The sequence below is a fragment of the Lactobacillus johnsonii genome, from assembly GCF_013487865.1.
GTDB lineage: Bacteria > Bacillota > Bacilli > Lactobacillales > Lactobacillaceae > Lactobacillus > Lactobacillus johnsonii_A.
The window spans coordinates 1,847,268-1,865,329 of sequence record NZ_CP047409.1 but is presented as its reverse complement, the minus strand read 5'-3'; the positions used below and the strand labels follow the sequence as shown (position 1 = coordinate 1,865,329).

The 18,062-nt window shown below is 32.9% G+C and carries 14 protein-coding genes and 1 other annotated feature; of the genes, 7 read left to right on the top strand and 7 right to left on the bottom strand.

Annotated features, from left to right (window positions below; genetic code table 11):
• Positions 1 to 7: 7 nt before the first annotated feature.
• Entirely contained in the window at positions 8 to 1,408 is a 1,401-nt protein-coding gene (locus tag GTO82_RS09080) for an APC family permease (protein ID WP_180873277.1), read from the top strand.
• Between the two features lie 46 nt (positions 1,409 to 1,454).
• On the opposite strand, the gene asnA is transcribed toward GTO82_RS09080, so the two are convergent.
• Positions 1,455 to 2,465, bottom strand: a complete 1,011-nt coding sequence (asnA, locus tag GTO82_RS09075; protein WP_180873276.1) for an aspartate--ammonia ligase — start codon at positions 2,463 to 2,465, stop codon at positions 1,455 to 1,457.
• 61 nt (positions 2,466 to 2,526) lie between these two features.
• Positions 2,527 to 2,766 (bottom strand) — a binding site (T-box leader).
• Between the two features lie 117 nt (positions 2,767 to 2,883).
• Here asnA and GTO82_RS09070 point away from each other — a divergent pair.
• Positions 2,884 to 3,786 (top strand): DMT family transporter, encoded by a 903-nt coding sequence (locus tag GTO82_RS09070; protein WP_180873275.1) that lies wholly within the window; start codon positions 2,884 to 2,886, stop codon positions 3,784 to 3,786.
• A gap of 37 nt (positions 3,787 to 3,823) precedes the next feature.
• On the opposite strand, the gene GTO82_RS09065 is transcribed toward GTO82_RS09070, so the two are convergent.
• The 3 genes from GTO82_RS09065 to thiD all read right to left on the bottom strand — a co-directional run bounded on the left by GTO82_RS09065 (position 3,824) and on the right by thiD (position 6,767).
• Positions 3,824 to 5,212, bottom strand: a complete 1,389-nt coding sequence (locus GTO82_RS09065; RefSeq protein ID WP_180873274.1) for an APC family permease — start codon at positions 5,210 to 5,212, stop codon at positions 3,824 to 3,826.
• A complete protein-coding gene (locus tag GTO82_RS09060; protein ID WP_180873273.1) occupies positions 5,193 to 5,876 on the bottom strand; it encodes a type 1 glutamine amidotransferase in 684 nt (227 codons plus the stop codon). The genes GTO82_RS09065 and GTO82_RS09060 overlap by 20 nt, the downstream gene beginning before the upstream one ends.
• A gap of 75 nt (positions 5,877 to 5,951) precedes the next feature.
• A complete protein-coding gene (gene thiD / locus GTO82_RS09055) occupies positions 5,952 to 6,767 on the bottom strand; it encodes a bifunctional hydroxymethylpyrimidine kinase/phosphomethylpyrimidine kinase (protein ID WP_023600029.1) in 816 nt (271 codons plus the stop codon).
• Between the two features lie 202 nt (positions 6,768 to 6,969).
• Here thiD and GTO82_RS09050 point away from each other — a divergent pair, with 202 nt between their 5' ends.
• Positions 6,970 to 7,746, top strand: a complete 777-nt coding sequence (locus GTO82_RS09050; RefSeq protein WP_180873272.1) for a tyrosine-protein phosphatase — start codon at positions 6,970 to 6,972, stop codon at positions 7,744 to 7,746.
• 37 nt (positions 7,747 to 7,783) lie between these two features.
• Here GTO82_RS09050 and GTO82_RS09045 read toward each other — a convergent pair whose 3' ends face one another.
• Positions 7,784 to 8,770, bottom strand: a complete 987-nt coding sequence (locus GTO82_RS09045; protein ID WP_180873271.1) for a LacI family DNA-binding transcriptional regulator — start codon at positions 8,768 to 8,770, stop codon at positions 7,784 to 7,786.
• 10 nt (positions 8,771 to 8,780) lie between these two features.
• Positions 8,781 to 10,250 carry a sucrose-6-phosphate hydrolase gene (locus GTO82_RS09040; RefSeq protein ID WP_180873270.1) on the bottom strand — a complete coding sequence of 490 codons (1,470 nt, stop codon included), beginning with the start codon at positions 10,248 to 10,250 and terminating at the stop codon, positions 8,781 to 8,783.
• A gap of 235 nt (positions 10,251 to 10,485) precedes the next feature.
• On the opposite strand from GTO82_RS09040, the gene GTO82_RS09035 reads away from it, so the two are divergent.
• The gene (locus GTO82_RS09035; protein ID WP_180873269.1) at positions 10,486 to 12,429 is read left to right on the top strand and encodes a sucrose-specific PTS transporter subunit IIBC; all 1,944 of its coding nucleotides are present in this window, start codon (positions 10,486 to 10,488) and stop codon (positions 12,427 to 12,429) included.
• A gap of 191 nt (positions 12,430 to 12,620) precedes the next feature.
• Here GTO82_RS09035 and GTO82_RS09815 read toward each other — a convergent pair whose 3' ends face one another.
• Positions 12,621 to 12,743, bottom strand: coding sequence for a hypothetical protein (locus GTO82_RS09815; RefSeq protein WP_260983157.1), 123 nt, complete (start codon positions 12,741 to 12,743; stop codon positions 12,621 to 12,623).
• Positions 12,744 to 12,830: 87 nt separating this feature from the next.
• Here GTO82_RS09815 and GTO82_RS09030 point away from each other — a divergent pair, with 87 nt between their 5' ends.
• The 3 genes from GTO82_RS09030 to GTO82_RS09020 all read left to right on the top strand — a co-directional run bounded on the left by GTO82_RS09030 (position 12,831) and on the right by GTO82_RS09020 (position 17,771).
• Positions 12,831 to 15,401, top strand: coding sequence for a protein kinase domain-containing protein (locus GTO82_RS09030; protein ID WP_180873268.1), 2,571 nt, complete (start codon positions 12,831 to 12,833; stop codon positions 15,399 to 15,401).
• Positions 15,398 to 17,002: an ATP-binding cassette domain-containing protein gene (locus GTO82_RS09025; protein ID WP_180873267.1), complete on the top strand. Its 1,605-nt coding sequence runs from the start codon at positions 15,398 to 15,400 to the stop codon at positions 17,000 to 17,002. The genes GTO82_RS09030 and GTO82_RS09025 overlap by 4 nt, the downstream gene beginning before the upstream one ends.
• Before the next feature lie 355 nt (positions 17,003 to 17,357).
• A complete protein-coding gene (locus GTO82_RS09020; protein ID WP_180873266.1) occupies positions 17,358 to 17,771 on the top strand; it encodes a hypothetical protein in 414 nt (137 codons plus the stop codon).
• Positions 17,772 to 18,062: the final 291 nt, after the last annotated feature.

The window sequence follows — 18,062 nt, the reverse complement described above, 5'->3', positions numbered from 1 at the left end:
TTAATAGATGAACGAAAATGAAACAAGTAAATTAGGCTTTTGGTCTATTGTTTTGTTAGCCATTAATTCGATTATTGGCTCAGGAATATTTTTAACACCTGGGAGCGTAGTTCAACAGGCTGGATCTAAAGCTTTAATTGTATATTTTATAGCTGCAATTTTTGCATCTATTTTAGCTATTTCTTTTGCAGCAGCAGCAAAATATGTAACTAAATCTGGAGCAGCTTACGCATACTCAAAGGCAGCTTTTGGAAATAATGTCGGTTTCTATATGGGAATTTTACGTTATTTTTCAGCTAGTGTTGCCTGGGGTGTAATGGCAGTTGGGGTTATTAAATCTACTATTTCTATTTTTGGTGGTAACCCAAATGAGACGATGAGCGTAACTATTGGCTTCTTGATATTAATGGCTGTTATTACGGTAATTAATTTATTTGGTCAAAAAGTTGTTAAGTATGTTATGAACTTAGCGACTATTGGTAAGTTAGCTGCTCTAGTATTAATTATTGTTGCAGGGGTAGTTTTATTAATTGTAAGTGGTGCTTCAAGTAATTTAAGTCAGGTAGATCAAATTACTCAAAATGGTCAAAAGATTGTTCCTACTTTAACTACTACAGGTTTTGTAATGGCAATAGTATCTGCCTTCTATGCCTTTACTGGATTTGAATCAGTTGCTTCTGGTTCAGAGGATATGAAGAATCCTGCTAAAAACTTACCACGTGCTATTCCTTTAGCTATTATTGTCATTGCGATCATTTATATTGGCGTTGTTGCTGTTGCAATGATGCTCGATCCTAAGGCATTAATGACAACTAAGCAAGTTGTCGCAATTGCAGCTATTTTCAAGAATGAAATTTTAAGGGATGTTATCTTAGTTGGTGCTTTAGTTTCAATGTTTGGTATTAATGTTGCTTCTAGTTTCAATGCTCCACGAATTTTAGAAGCTATGGCACGTGAAAATCAATTCTCAAAGGCTTTAACTAAAAGAACTAAGAATAATTTTCCAATTAGAACCTTCTTTATTTCCGTATTACTTGCCATTTTAATTCCAATGGCATTTGAATATAATATGGTTAACTTGATTACTTTAAGTGCTATGGTACGTTTCTTAGGCTTTATTGTAGTTCCATTGGCAGTTATTCAATTCTATCGTGGAAAAACCGCAGAGCCAGTTTTAGATGCGCAAAAGAATGTGTGGACTGATATTGTAGTTCCAATTCTTTCCATTGCTCTAGTAATTTTCTTACTAGTAGAATATAACTGGAAGGCTCAGTTTGGGGTAGTCAATGCACAAGGACAAGTAACTGGAATTAACTGGTATGCTATTGCAATGATGATTTTTGGATTTATCCTTTTACCTCTAATTATGTTTATTATCTCTAGAAAAGATCGTAAAGCTAGTAAATAACGAAAAAGACTGTTAAGCCTATTGGCTTAGACAGTCTTTTTTTGTGCTATAGAATTTTGATGTCAGCAGCTTCACATGATTTAATCATTTTGGGAGGCCAAATACTTGCTTGAACTTCGCCAATATGAGCTTTTCCAAGCAAAAGCATACATAAGCGAGATTGACCAATACCACCACCGATTGTATAAGGAAGTTTACCTTCTAAAAGCATTTTATGGAAGGGTAAATCAGCTCTTTCTTCAGTATGAGCTTTTTTGAGTTGCTCTTTCAGAGATTCTTCGCTAACTCGAATTCCCATTGAAGAGATTTCTATTTTACGTTGTAAGGGTTCATACCAAAAGAGTAAGTCACCGTTTAATTCCCAGTCATCGTAATCTGGTGCACGACCATCATGTGGCTCACCACTACACTTTAATCTATCACCAATTTTCATTAAGAATACTGCTTTTTTCTCTTTAGCTATTTTATCTTCACGTTCTTCTGGTGCTAAATCTGGCCAGCGGTCTTCCAGTTCTTGTGTAGTAATAAAAGTAATGTCGCTAGGTAAGCGGTAAGTAGAACCGGGATAGCGCGCACTAAGCTCTTTTTCAGTTTCTTTAATTGCTTTAAAAATTTGTTTGACAGTAGTTTTAAGAGTCTCAATATTTCTTTCTTCTTTAGCAATAATCTTTTCCCAGTCCCATTGATCTACGTAGATTGAGTGAAAATTATCTAAATCTTCATCGCGGCGAATTGCGTTCATGTTGGTATAAAGACCTTCATGCATTCCAAAACCATAGCGCTTAAGTGCTAGACGTTTCCACTTGGCTAAAGAGTGTACAACTTCGATTGTGTCATCTGGCATAGCCTTCATATCAAAAGCAACAGGACGTTCAATCCCATTTAAGTTATCATTTAAGCCAGTAGATTTTTCAACGAACATTGGTGCTGACATTCTTTGAAGATTTAATTTTTCAGCAATCTTATCTTGAAAAGTTTCTCTAATGAAAACAATTGCGGCTTCAGTATCACGAATGGTTAAACTTGGATGGTAATTCTTAGGTAATATTAATGTCATAATTATCTGTACTCCTTAGAAAAATTTTAAGAGTAAAGAAAAAGCCCTTCACTCCTGAGTTTCTCAGGACGAAAGGCTTTTTTCCGCGGTACCACCTAAATTGTCTAAAATAGACCAGCTTAATAGAACACAATTATGCTCCTCGGCTTGATAACGTACCGATGACGGCGTAGCTTACTATAATTTAGGCTAGCAGCACTGCGAAAAAGTGTTATTCGATAATTCAGGGTCTACTAGCTTCTCACTAACGCTAATTCACTGAAAGAATAAAATTATCTACTCGTCTCTTCATTGCTTTTTAAGTTTTATATTAATTATATTTAACTCGATTTGCGTTGAAAAAGCAAGATGTAAAAAGATAATTTTTTTCTAGTGTGTTATGATGAATCTTGCATAAGATTAGGAAAGTTGGAAAAATATGACAAAAAAGAGATTGTGGACGTGCTTGGCAGCACTAGCCTGTGTTTTTTGGGGCATTTCTGGGTTATTTGCTAAGGGATTATTTAATATTAGCTCAAATATAACGCCGATTTGGATTTCACAAGTTCGAATGGTAGTAAGTGGAGTTTTATTATTGATTTTTGCTCAAATTACTGGCAAAAGACCACTTAAAACTATGACTGATAAAAAAGATACAATTACTGTCATTGCGTACGGCTTGTTGGGATTATTACCCGTGCAATATTGTTACTTCATTGTTGTTCAACAAGCAAATGCCTCCATTGCTACTGTATTACAGTTTATTGGACCATTTTTTGTCTTATTTTATATGGTAGTATTTGAGCATCAGGTATTACGTGCAGTAGATGTAATTGCTGCTATTGTTGCTTTTATAGGAGTTTTCTTTTTAGCTACACATGGGCACTTTAATCAATTGTCCCTAACTCCTTCAGTTTTATTTTGGGGTCTAATTTCGGCAGTAGGTGTAGCTACCAATACTCTTATTCCACGTCGATTACTTGATCATACTTCTAGTTTAGTAGTAACTGGATGGGGCTTGCTTTTTTCAGGGATTGCTTTGGTAATAGTACATCCGGTATGGCCAAAGATTCCGAATAATATTAATGTTTTTTGGCTAATGGCTGGTGTAATCGTGATTGGAACTCTAATTCCATTTCAATGGATGATGGGATCACTTCGTTATATTAAACCATCAACTGCTAGTTTATTAGATGCTTTTGAGCCGGTTTCCGCAACGATTGGGTCAGTAATTATTTTTGGATTAGTGATGGCTCCAATTGATTGGATTGGTTCAATAATGATCATTTGTGCAGTATTAGCACTTAATTGGGAACCGAAAAGTCGTAATAAAAAAGAGTAGTTACTCAAAACTCCCGAGTAACTACTCTTTTTTGTAATTAAGCATTTCTTTTGCTGATTTTACTATGTTTATATCCATAGACACAGTAAATAAATAGTCCAAATAAGAACCAAACACTAGCAAAAATATAAGTTTTAACAGATAAAAAACACATCATGCCAATGCAGGCAAGTCCAGAAAGAATTGGAATTACTGGATAGAATGGAACCTTGAAGTCACCTTCAGGAATATCTTTTCTTCTGCGTAATAAGATAACTCCAAATGAAACAAAAGTGAAGGCAAGCAATGTCCCAATTGAAACTAAGCTAGTAAGTTCTTCAAGAGAAAAGAGACCACCCATAATTGCAATCACAATAGTTACGATCCAGAGGGCATTTTCTGGAAGACCATGCTTGTCAATTTTTCCTAAAAAGCTAGGTAGGAGTCCATCGCGTCCAATAGAATAAATTAGACGTGAACTTGAGTAAATCATAGTTAACATCATTGTACTCATTCCGACAATAGCACCAATCGATAATAAATCTGCTACCCAACCTTGGTTAACGACCTTTAGAGCGTAGGCAACCGGATTAGCTACATCTAGTTGTTTATAATTTACCATCCCAGTTAAAACTACTGAAACTCCCATATAGAGAAGAGCTGCTACGATTAGAGTACCGATGATTCCAATAGGCATATTTTTTTTAGGATTTTTAACTTCAGCTGCTGAAGATGAAACAACGTCAAAACCTAAAAACGCAAAAAAGACTGTTGTAGCTCCACGTAAAACGCCTGTAGTTCCATATGGCGTGAAAGATTGATAGTTTTTAGGCTTAATAAAAAATAAACCAACACCAATAAAAATAAATATGATTGCTATCTTAATTAAAACAGCAGCATTATTAAATTTCATGGATGCTTTCATTCCACGAGAAAGTAAGATTCCAATTAATAAAACACTAATGACTGCCCATAAATTTAGGTACGTACCATTTAACGGATCGAATGGTCCCTCAAAATGATGCGGGATGTGTAAGCCAAAGCTGTGTAGTAAGGAGTTGAAATAAGAAGCCCATCCAGCTGATACTGCAGCAACTGAGAGCATATATTCTAAGATTAATGCCCAACCTAAAATCCAGCCAATAACTTCTCCGTAAAGGATATTTCCGTAGGAATAAGCCGAGCCCGCAACAGGGATGCTAGAAGAGAGTTCGGCATAACACATACTTGCTAGCGTACAAACTAAAGCAGCAATAAGAAATGAAAGTGTTACACCAGGACCAGCTTCTTTAGCAGCAACCGTACCTGGTAAAATAAAAATTCCTGTCCCAATAACTGCTCCGATACCAATAGTTAATAAGTCAAAAGCCCCGAGCGTTTTGACAAAGTGCTTATCAGTACCGAGATAACGCTTGAGGCTTTCTTTTCTAAACGGATTCAACTTCATTAGCAGTGCGCTCCTTGTGACGTTCTAAAATCATTTTAACAATTGCGTTTGCCACATTTGTGTTTCGAAGTAGCGGGCCGTGTGAATATGATCCAATAAAGTTTTTGTAGCGTAAACCTTCAACTTTATCTTGAGGATTGTTGCCATAACCTTCAATCATTTCACCAAAGGAATGAAGCATGTTAGTATTATCAAAGTAAGTTTGTCCTGAATGATTTTCAAAGGCTTTTACTTCGCCCCATTCAGTCATATAGCGGGTATCACCAATCATTCGCTTGTCTGCCTTAAAAATTGTATGTAAAGGTAAGATCCCTAATCCTTTGATGGTAATGCCAGAGTTAGTTTTATAATAATCTCCCATCAATTGATAACCACCACAGATACAAAGCATTGGATTACCGGCTTTGATATAGTTTTCAATTGTTTCTTTATGACGTGGCAGATCTTTAGCTACAACAGTTTGTTCAAAGTCTTGACCACCACCAAAGAATAAAAAGTCGTAGTCATTAGCATCAAAACTATCGTCTAATGAAATGTTATCAACTTCAGTTTGATAGCCTTGCTTATCCAATAGGTAACGAATTACTTTAACATCGCCAGAATCTCCGTAAGTATTCATTAAATCTTCGTATAAGTATGCAATTTTTATTGTTTTATCTGCCATAATTATCATCCTTATTTAAATTGTATGTTCAAAGTATAACTTAAAATTGTCTTAAATCCTAGTTAGTAAAAAATATTAGTTCATTTCTTCTTGAGCGGCTAGATGGTTGATTGGGCCATATTTAGAGCCAACATTTATTGGATGTGAAATGGCTTCATAAGTAAAATCCTTAGCAATTTTAACAGCCGTTTTGAGATCAGTCCCTTTAGCTAATTCAGCTGTAATTACTGCTGATAAAGTATCACCAGTTCCGTTAACTCGATCTGTTTTGAAATATGGCTTAGTTAACCATTCTTCTGAACCATCTGCTAATAAAAGGTAGTCCTTAACTTCAGTTTGATTGCTATTGTGGTGACTGCCCTTAATTAAAACATTTTTAACGCCCATTTTTTGTAGCTTTCTTGCGCCTTGTTTAATTTCATCTTCATTCTTTAGTTCAAGTTCAGTCAATTTCTGAGCTTCAAAAAAGTTCGGTGTAATAATTGTTGCAAGGGGAACTAATTCGTCAAGAAAAGCTTGATAGGCATCATCTGCTAAAAGTGTAGCTCCATGCTTAGTGATGATTACTGGATCAAGCACAATATTTTGCATTTGATAATGTTTTAAGTTTTTAGCAACTACATCAATAATTTCTTTATTAGCTAGCATTCCTGTTTTAACGGCTTTTATTTTAAAGTCTTCATTTAAAACATCAAATTGCTTTTGAATAAAATCTAATGGCATTAATTGTTGTGCAAAAATACCTTGAGAATTTCCTGCGACAGCAGCAGTTAACAGCCCCATCCCATAAACGCCACGTGCATAAAAAGCATGTAAATCTGCTGGCATCCCAGCACTTCCGTCGCTATCATGACCTGCAATTGTTAAAGCTTCGATGTGTTCTTTTGACATATTGTGCCGTCCCTCCTAAAATTTATTTTCGGTAAATTATTACTATCAATTATAAAAAATAAACTAACAAAGTGAAAGTGTTCTGTACGCAAGGCAGAAGGGAAAAACTTTTCCTGAACTTAAATCTCAAATACTTAATTACTGTAGAAAATAGTCTAGAATATAGACTGAGAGATAATATGAATAATAAAGGATGAAAAGTATGGAACATAATCGTTTAGTTACCTTTGATGGTACTGTTAATTTTCGCGATATTGGTGGCTATGAAAATAATGACGGTAAACATGTTAAGTGGAATAAAATTTATCGTTCTGATTCCTTAAGTAGTCTAACTAAAAACGATGAAGAAAAGTTAGAAGAAATGAAAGTCACAGTAGATTGTGATTTACGTACAAGTAATGAACAATTGATGGCTCCGGACCGACAATGGAATGGGGTAGAAGTTATCGATTGTCATGTCTACGCAGAGGATAGCAGCGGTAATTTTGTTAATGACAGTCATAAACTATATCGCTTTTTACATCATATTCCTAAAGTTAATAGTTATTTAGGTGAAATTTATCAAAATGTAATTTTAAGTCCTGCTAGTCAAAAGGCTTTTGCCCGTGTGTTTGCGTCCCTACTTACCTTACCGGAGGATGAAGCGTTAGTATATCACTGCAGTGCTGGTAAAGATAGAACGGGAATGACCACCGCATTAATTTTAAAGGGCCTGGGTGTTGATGAGCATACAATTGCCCGTGACTATTTATTAACAAATGAGCTGTATACTTTTGGTCTTAAAAAGCAACTTCCAAGTGATTCTGAAATGATTAAAATGGTTAATCGCATGAATATTACTGAAGGTGAAGGTACCGCTATTGAAGGAATTACTCAGACAATCGATATTGGATATGGCGGTTTTGAAAATTACTTTACTAAAGAACTTGGTTTTTCAAGGCAAGATCTAAAAGATTTTAGGAAATTATATTTAGAGTAACAAAAAACATTAGACACATTGAAGTGCCTAATGTTTTTTAGTTTCCACTAGATTCACGTTTAAGTAATTCTACGGGTAAATAGTAAGTATAGTTATCCAATTCTTCAGTCGGATTATCAATTCTTTTTTCTAAAAGTTTAACAAGTAATTGCGCAATTGAGGGAATAGGTTGAACAATTGTAGATAAACGTGGTTCAAAATCACGGACAACTTTACTACCATCAAAGCCAATAATTTTTAAATCTTTAGGAATATGAATACCTAAATCATGACTGATATTTAAAATAAGAAGAGCAGTGAGGTCATCGGAAGCGACGATTCCATCTACTTTATGATTTTCTAGTAAGTCTCTAATTGCCATTTCTTTTAAGGCGAGAGTTTCGTTAAAGATCACTGGATGGATGTGTTCTGTTAACTTAAGCTCCTTAATTGTTTCTTTATAGCCTAGAAGCCGCTTTTGAGTAGGGTGACCATCTAAAGTGGGATTTCCGACAAAGTAAATGTGACGCGCACCATGATTATAGAGCTCTTGAGTAGCTAAACTACCGCCTTTAAAGTTATCGGCACTAACGATTGGAATATTGTCCGATAATTTTCGATCAAAAGACACAATTGGTAGGCCAGTTCTTTGATACTCTTCAATTCCTAAGTTATGTGCACCAGCGATAATGCCATCAACTTGGTTAGCCATTAGCATTTGTAAGTAAGTACGCTCTTTTTCTTTGTCATTGCCAGCATTACAAAGGATTGCTTTATAGCCATGCTTAAAAAGGCAATCTTCTATTTTAGAAACTAATTCTCCAAAAAAAGGATTAGAAACATCCGGGAAAATTAAACCAATTAATTTGGTTTTCTTGCCTTGCAGGGATCGAGCAACTGAATTAGGTTGATAATTCAACTCTTTCATTGCCTCATGAACTTTTTTACGTGTTTTTTGACTAATATAGCCGTAATTATTAATTACGCGTGAAACTGTAGTAACAGAGCAGCCTGCTTTGGCAGCTACATCGGTTAATTTGACCATTATTATCTTCCTATAATATAGAATTCATGCTCCATAGTCGTCCCGTGTACTTAGTATCTTTGTCAAAAGCAATTTTTTGGTTTGGAGTTGGTGCAAAGAATCTTAAAGTTGCAACATGACGGCCATTATTGATGAAAATTTCGCATAATGATCCATCGATAAAAATATCTAAATCTAGATCTTGATCATCTTTCAGGTCAATTGTTCTAGTTGCACCATAATCTGGGTTAACAGCTGGGCCACTTGAAGCACGATCAATTGTTAATTTTGCATTTTGATCTGTATTAAAATCAAGAACTAGACTTGATGATAGATCTTCATTAGAAGCTAAGTGTAATTTTCCACTTTGACCGGCTAGTAAGTGAAGTTTCAGTTCATATTGCTTACCGGCTGCTTGACTAATTATCTTTTCATTGTTGAGCTGTTTCTCATTATGACGTAATTTCTTAATTGCGTCTACTGGATGTTGATATAACGCCCCATCTTTAATTTCTAGTCGCTTAACTTGACTGTAGCAATTAGCCCAGTTTTCTCTATCAGTTGGATAAGTACAGTCTGGAAGACCAACCCAAGAAATAGCATAAGCATTCCCATCGGGTGCATTAAATGCTTGAGTGGCATAGACATCAAAGCCATCATCTAAATTAGCTGGTTTTTCTTGAAGAGGGGTAAATTTTGCTTCACTTAAGTTAATATCTTTTCCAATCCAGTACATATTTGGATAAATATTTTTGTAGTCAGCAACTGACTTGTCTAATCCTTGAGGACAGAAAATTAAAACAGGATAATTATTAACAAAAACTAGGTTAGGACATTCAATCATATAGCCCATTTCGTCTTTACCTAAGTCTAAGTAGCCATTTTCATGCCAATTTTTGAGATCAGTTGATTCATAAATATCAATGTGACCCTTCTTAGTCTTAGCATCTTGGGCCCCAAGTAAAACATAATATTTTCCATCATGCTCAAATAATTGTGGATCACGGAAGTGTTCACTGACATGATCTGGAGGCAGAATTGCGGGGTCCTTAGGTTTAGTAATATGATTATCTTTATCCATTTCCGCAATTACTTGATAAGGAATTCTAGTCCAATCTTTATCGCGGTGATTGCCTGTATACATTAATAGAAGTTTTCCATCATGTTCCATTGCTGAACCTGAGTAGGCACCTGCATTATCTAAGTCACTGTCTGGATCAATTGCTGAACCAAGATAATGCCAATGCACTAAGTCCGGCGAAGCATAGTGAATCCAAGATTTAACTCCATGAACTGGTCCAAATGGATAAGACTGACAAAATAGATGGTATTCACCATTATAATAGGAAAATCCATTGGGATCATTGATTAATCCAGAAAGTGGGTGGATATGATAGTGCATTTGATAGGGAGACGTTGCAGCTTGAGCTTGAAGATTTAATAAAGTCTGTGCATCCCAATCTTTGTATTTGCGATAACGTTGTTCTCTTGTCCATTCCATAACTTATTCACCTCATTGAATATGTAAACGCATTCTTATATAAGAATGTTAACTTAAAGCTGGTCTATATGTCAAACGAATAACAGTATTAAACTAGTATTTTAAAAAATAGAAATTAAAATGTGGCAAAATAATAGCATTTTTTATGATAAGCGCTTGACATAATTTTAGAATACGCTATCATAATACATGTAAATATTTAAAACGCTTACACATTTTCAAGGAGGAGACAGACATGGATCACAAAAAAGTTGCTGAAACAGTTATTGAAGCTGTTGGTTGCGACAACTTAGTAGCCGCTGCTCACTGTGCTACGCGTCTACGTTTAGTCTTAAAAGACGATAGTAAAGTAAATATGAAAATGCTTGATAGCGATCCAGATATCAAGGGTACTTTTAAAACTAACAGTCAGTTTCAAATTATTATTGGGCCTGGGGATGTTAATAACGTCTACGATGAATTAATTAAAATGACAGGTCTATCAGAGCTTTCAACTGATGATTTAAAGAAGGTTGCTCAAAAGGATCAAAAGTTCAATCCAGTAATGGCCTTTATTAAGCTTTTATCTGACATCTTTGTTCCTATTATTCCAGCATTAGTAGCTGGTGGTTTATTAATGGCTTTGAACAACTTCTTAACTTCTCCAGGTTTATTTGGAGCTAAGTCAGTTGTTCAAATGGCACCGAGCGTTAAAGGATTATCTGAAATTATTCAGGTAATGTCCGCTGCTCCATTTATTTTCATGCCTATCTTAGTTGGTATGTCTGCTGCTAAACGTTTTGGAGCTAACCAATTCTTGGGTGCAACTATTGGTATGATTATGACCACTCCAGCTTTAGGTGGAGCTGGTAAATATTGGGATATCTTTGGTTTACACGTTTCTCAAACTAACTACCAATACCAAGTTATTCCGGTTTTAGTAGCAGTTTGGCTTTTAGCTTTCTTAGAAAAGAGATTCCACAAGTGGCTACCATCTGCAGTTGACTTTACTTTCACACCACTTCTTTCAATTATGATTACTGGTTTCTTAACTTTTACAATTATTGGACCAGTCTTTAAAGGTGTGTCAGATGCAATAACTACTGCTATTGTTTGGCTTTACAATACTACTGGTGCCTTTGGTATGGGTATCTTTGGTTTATCTTACTCAGCTATTGTTACTACTGGTCTTCACCAAAGTTTCCCAGCAGTTGAAACTCAACTTTTAGCTGAATATGCACGTGGTCGTGGATCCGGTGACTTTATCTTTGTTACCGCATGTATGGCTAACGTTGCTCAAGGTGCTGCTACATTTGCTATTTACTTCTTAACTAAGAATGAAAAGGTTAAGGGTTTAGCAAGTTCATCTGGTGTTTCTGCATTACTTGGTATTACCGAACCAGCATTGTTTGGTGTTAACTTGAAGTACAAGTTCCCATTCTTCTGTGCTTTAATTGGTGCAGGTGTTGGTGCTGCTTTTGCAGGCTTAATGCATGTTACTGCTGCTGCTTTTGGTTCAGCTGGATTCCTTGGATTCTTATCAATGGTTCCAAAGAGCATTCCAATGTGGGCACTTTCTGTAGCAATTAGTTTCATTGTTGCTTTTGCTTTGACCTTTATATATGGTAAACGTCACTTTAAGGAAGATGTGGCAGAAGAATCTGGTACTGTTGAATCTGCTGGTGATCAAGTAGCACAACAAGAAAAAGCTGAACAAATTATCAAAGAAGATAAAGAATTACATGATGAAGTAATTGCTGCTCCTGTTTCAGGTAAAGCAGAAAGCTTGAAAGATGTAAATGACCCGGTCTTCTCTACTGAAGCAATGGGTAAGGGTGCTGCAATGGTACCAAGTGAAGGTACTATCTACTCCCCAGTAACTGGTGAAATTACAGTTGCTTATGAAACTAAGCATGCTTATGGAATTAAATCAGACGAAGGTGCAGAAGTTCTAATTCATATTGGTATCGACACTGTAAACATGAAGGGTGAAGGATTTACTACTGATGTAAAGCAAGGCCAACATGTTGAAAAAGGTGAAAAGCTTGGAACAGTTGATTTAGATGCTGTAAAGAAAGCAGGATACGATACAACTGTCATGACTGTAATTACTAACACTACTAGCTATGCAAATGTTCAACGTATTGATGGCGTAGAAAAGAAGCATGGTGACGACTTAATTGCAGTTACTAAGAGATAAATTTTATTAATAAAATGAAATAAGCTCATCTCCTAAAACGGAGATGAGCTTATTTTTGTGATAAAAATAAATTGCTTAAAAAGTTAAAAGTATGCCATTTAATTTTAATCTTCAATCAAAAAAACGCTAAATCATTCAGATTTAGCGTTCGTAATAAAGGCTAAACTTTTTCTTAGATTAAAGCAGCAGCCTTATTTTTCAATAATAGTTTTACCAGTAAAACATTCACCGAATAGATCAACTGCTAATGGATCCATATCATTTGTAAATTCCTTTACTGAAATAGTTAAAATTTCTTTCTTACTTTCTTTCATAATTTTAATTCTCCTTTTCTTTTTTTAATGTTGACTTAATAATATTTTATTTTTAAAATTAAGTCAAGTAGTTTAGGAGGAAAAATTATGTATAATCCAGTTTATAAATTAAAAATAAATTGTTTATCAAATAGCTATAAGGTTAATTTTGATAAACAATGGATTTATTTAACATCTAAAGAAAATACTATTCCAACAATTGGGTGGAAAATACATATTTCAGCATCTCCTGTTGATTTTTGGAAAATAGTGGAAAGAGTTTCTAAAATTGTAATAGAAAAAAAAGATACTTTTAAGATTCCGATTGATTATCATGCCATGCTAGCATTGACCACTGGCGGAACTAAGCTTGAAGCACAAGGAAAAATGATAACTATTTATCCGTCTGACCAGAGTTTTGCTAATTTAAAAGATTATGCGGAAAAATTAAGTGTCGATCTCAAAGAGAATAAGTATCCTATAGTTAGATGGGATTATAGATTTAAAGATACTAATGTTTTTTTCAGATATGGTGCTTTTTTAGCAGAATATCTGCCAGATAGTATGGGGTACTTAAAACCTGCTATTAATTATGAAGGAAAAAAAGTATTAGATTATCGTAAAAATCTATTGAAAACTGCAATTCCTACTTTTTTAAAGCCTCCTCTTAATGAAAAAGAACGAATAACACTAAAGTTAGAAAAATTAGGCTTCGAAAAGATTAAGCATATTAATACAACTAGTAAAGGGAATACATTTGTAGCTTTTTATAAAAATAAAAAGGTGTTTATAAAACAGGCGTATGCAAATGAACTTATTGATAAGTTAGGAAGATCTGCAGCGGATAGATTGAAAAATGAATATTACTATTTAAAAAAAATCTACAATATTATTAATTCTGTAAAACCTATTTTATTAAAGGAGTATACGAACGAGTCAATATTAGTCGAAGAATTTGTATATGGTTTTTCATTAAGTGAATATTTTAGAACCGGAAAATATTATGATGCTGATAGAAATCAAAGAAATATATTTATAGTTAAAATTATTGATCATCTATTATCAGATATTAAAAAATTACATAATAATGGCATTATTTTTAGAGATGTATCTCCAAGTAATATTATTGTAAACAACGATATTCCCATACTTATAGATTACGAGCTAGCAAATCAATTTTCTAATTTAAAAGCTTATGATGGGGCAACTCCAGGATTTTTTTCAATAAGAGAAAAGGGTATTAGACGTTGGTCTACTCAACGAGATGTATATGGCTTAGGAGCCCTTATATTCTATTTAACTACTACCGTAAAACCAATTTATCAGGAAGATTTAATTAGCTCTAAAAAGCAAAGAGAAAAGTTAGAAAAAATTGCTATTGCAATAAATGAGAAAAATTCTAGGATATTGCAATTGTCTTTTCTTGGTATTGAAATGATGTATCACTGTGAGAAAGAATTATCATATTTTATAAAAAAATTTTATTTAATAAAAAATTTTACTTTAAATATGCCTCTAAACGAGCCGATAATATCTAATACGATCAATCTAAACTTAAAAGCCTATCTTAAGGAAAGAGCTAAAAAAATAGTAATTACCAATAATAAAGTGACTAATAGGATAGATGTTTTAAGAAAAACTCAAATTATTAGTTTAGATGGAGGATTAGTGGCAGATCTAATGTTATTAAAAAATCAAGCTTATTCGAATAAAAAATATTCTTATAACAAAATGACTAAGTTGTTAAATACAATCAATTATGCTTATGATTATATTCCACACTATAATGTCCATAATTTAATTACAGGCGACGTAGGTCTTCTATACTGTATTGACTGGTACAATAAATTTTACTCAAATATCAAATATAGTGACTTACGAGAAAAAATTATCGTTTCTTTAGAGAATACAGATTTTGAAGAATACTATACAAGTTTTTTGTACGGAAATTGTGGAATTGGATATATGTTGTGCAAAGCATATCATCTTTCTAAGGATAAACGTTTACTAAAAATAATTAATACACTTATAAATACAGTATATAAACGTATTGAAGTAAGAGACGGAAAAATTATTGATATCAACGCAGGTAATGCGAATTATAAACTTAATAATAAAATTTTAGATCTAGGCTATGGATCAGTTGGAGTTGGAATATTTTTCTGCGAATATCTAAAAATTATGGATAATAAAAAAATTCTAAAGATTACAGATATGATTTATGAACAAATAAATATGAAGAAAAATTATAAAAATGGATACATATACTGGAGAATGTCAAATTTTGATAATCACCATTATCCCTTACTTTTTTCAGGAACAGCAGGAATAGGAGTATTTTTAATATCTTATAAGAGACTAACTAAAAAACACATAAATAATATAGATAATATACTTGGTCTAATAAATCATACGTTGCTAAATTTGAATATTGTATTTACAGCTAATCTCCTACAGGGAGCAGCGGGGATTTTATTTTTCTCAAAGTATTATGAAAAAGGAAAAGAATTAGAAAGTAAATATAGAAAAATAATATATGCTATGTCTTCTAAAAAAGGAGCGTATAGATATTGGACGGATCCGTCTAGATATAATCGAATAGATGACTCTTTTTTAACGGGTACTCCAGGAATTTACTATGTATTAACAATGTCTAAAGAAAGAGGGTTGAGGGAATGACTTTAAAATACGCATCAAAAATAAATGTTACACTGTATATTTTGTTATCAATTATATATGCATCGGGGAATGTTGCAATTGCATATGTTTCAAAATTAATGCTAAATAATGCTCAATACCAGCGTGGAGGATTAACTCAACTTTTAATAATCGCTTTGTTGGGTTCGCTTATAATAGTAATAATTATGTTTTCTAACTTTGCATATAAATATTTAAAAAATAAAATTATTTTAGAAATTAATCTTGAATTGAAAAAAAGATTAATGACTCATTTAATGAATAAAAATGGCACTTCTCAAAAAGAAGGGCTTAACTTGATGACAAATGATTTAAAGCAAATAGAAACGTTAAAAATCAGTAATGAATTATTGATTATTACAGAGATTTTTTCATTTGTTTTATCATTAGTAGCTGGATTATTAAATAGTTGGTTTTTAACTATAATATTTATGATTACTACTTTATTACCCGGCTTAATACAAAAATTATTTGTCAAAAAGATTCAAAATAAATCAAAAAAATGGGAACAAAGAAATGCAAACTATACACAAAGAGTGAGCGATGGATTAAATGGAGCAGTAACGGCAAATTTATATAATGCAAGAAACTCAGTCTTGGAGAGGATTATTACTGATGCTAAAAGTATGGAAAATGCTTTAAAGTCATTAAACTATACTCAAGATGTAGCAAATCAAATTATTATCGCTTTAGCTGATATCTTTAGTTTTATTCTCCCATTTTTTATAGGTGCTGTTTTAATGTATAATGGTCAAATTGGTTCGGGTACTTTGATTATGATTGTTCAATTATCTAATAATTTTATTAATCCTATTGTTAATATTTTTGATCAATTGAATCAAATTAAGTCAACTGAACCAATTTGGAAAAAAATAGAAGTTGGATTAAATGATGTTCCAACAGCGCCAAATGATCAGAAAACGACTTCTAATCGTACGTTCAAGAAATTACAAACAGATAGTTTAACCTATAATATAAATGGAAAAAACATATTTACTGATTTATCACTTATTATTCCTCATAAAAGTAAAGTTTTGATTACAGCACCAAGTGGATGGGGAAAATCGACATTTTTACAGTTATTATTGGGAAAATTAAAACCTGATAGTGGAAAGATTTTAATTGATTCTGAGAATATTACTAATAACTGGGAAACAGCCCATAATTATTTTAGTTATGTAACCCAATCTCCTTTTATTTTTGATGATACATTGGAATTTAATATTACATTAGGTAAAAAGTATCCATCAAAAAAGTTAAATGCAGTTATTGAGAAAGCTGGATTAAAGGAATTGGTTGATGAAAAGGGTTTAACTTACTCGGTAGGAGAGAAAGGAAAAAATTTGTCAGGAGGGCAAATTCAAAGGATCGAAATTGCAAGGGCTTTACTATCAGATCGACCTATTATGTTGGCTGATGAAGCAACCAGTGCTTTGGATCAAAAATTATCCGAAAAGATTCACAGCATTATTTTAGATAATCCGAGATTAACTGTTATTGAGGTAGCACATAAAATTTCTACTAAAGAAAAAGAAAAGTTCGATAAAGTATTAAAATTAGATGAACTAGCAAAACAGAAGTAAGGATAAATAAAATCTTGGGCTGAAGAATCAAGAAATTAAAAATAAGCTCATTTCCGTTTTAGGGGATGAGCTTATTTTTTGTTCTAAATTTAGGACTAGAATTATATAATTACATATCATTAACTTAGAAAAGAGATGAAATAATGCAAATTGGGAAAGAACTGAAAAAACTACGGTTAGAACTAGGACTAAGTCAAACAGAGATGGTAGGAGATATTATGAACAAAATCTTTCAAAAATTGTAGAAATAAGAAAAATTTGTGCTACAGATTATCAATACAGAAATGTTTATGCTCATGCTCTTCTTTTAGAGAACTTTTTTAAAAAGAATAAACTATCATGTAAAGAAGAAGCAATGATTAAGAAATTAATACTTAATATAGATGAGTGGGGAGAAGATAACTTGCGCTTGTTTGCTATGGCTATATCTCTGTTTGATGAATCAGAGATTGAGTATGAACTAAATATGATTTTAAGAAAGTATAAGGAAATAGATAAAGCCAGCAGGAAAATTCAAGAAATACTTGGAGGAATAATGGTTAATTATTTAAACATAATGTTCTTAAAACATGATAGAAATTTTGAGATGATAAGCAAATTGAGGAATTTCTTGTATAAGTTACCGGTTGAGCCAAGAACTATATTTTTTAAAGTGATGGCAGATTATTATGGTTATCTTTTTAATGAAGAAAAATTAGAAGCAAAAAAGATTTTAGACTTTTTTGAAAGACATGGGATGGAGTCGATTACAGCCTATATAGCATTTTAGTTGTGTCATGATAGACACTTCGCTGATGGATTTTTAACAGTTTTGTATTATATATATTCAAAGCCTTGAAATTAATAATATTTTATCTATTAGTGGAACGAATAAAAAATGAATGTTAATAAACTTATATTAGAAATAAGCTATTTATTTTGTTGTATAGGTCCGATCGTTATACTTATTATTAGAAATATAAATGATCTAATGACTGTAACATTTGGAATATTATCAATTATTTTTCTTATATATATGTTTTGGTATATTTTTATATTTCACAAGAATAAGTTTTGATTA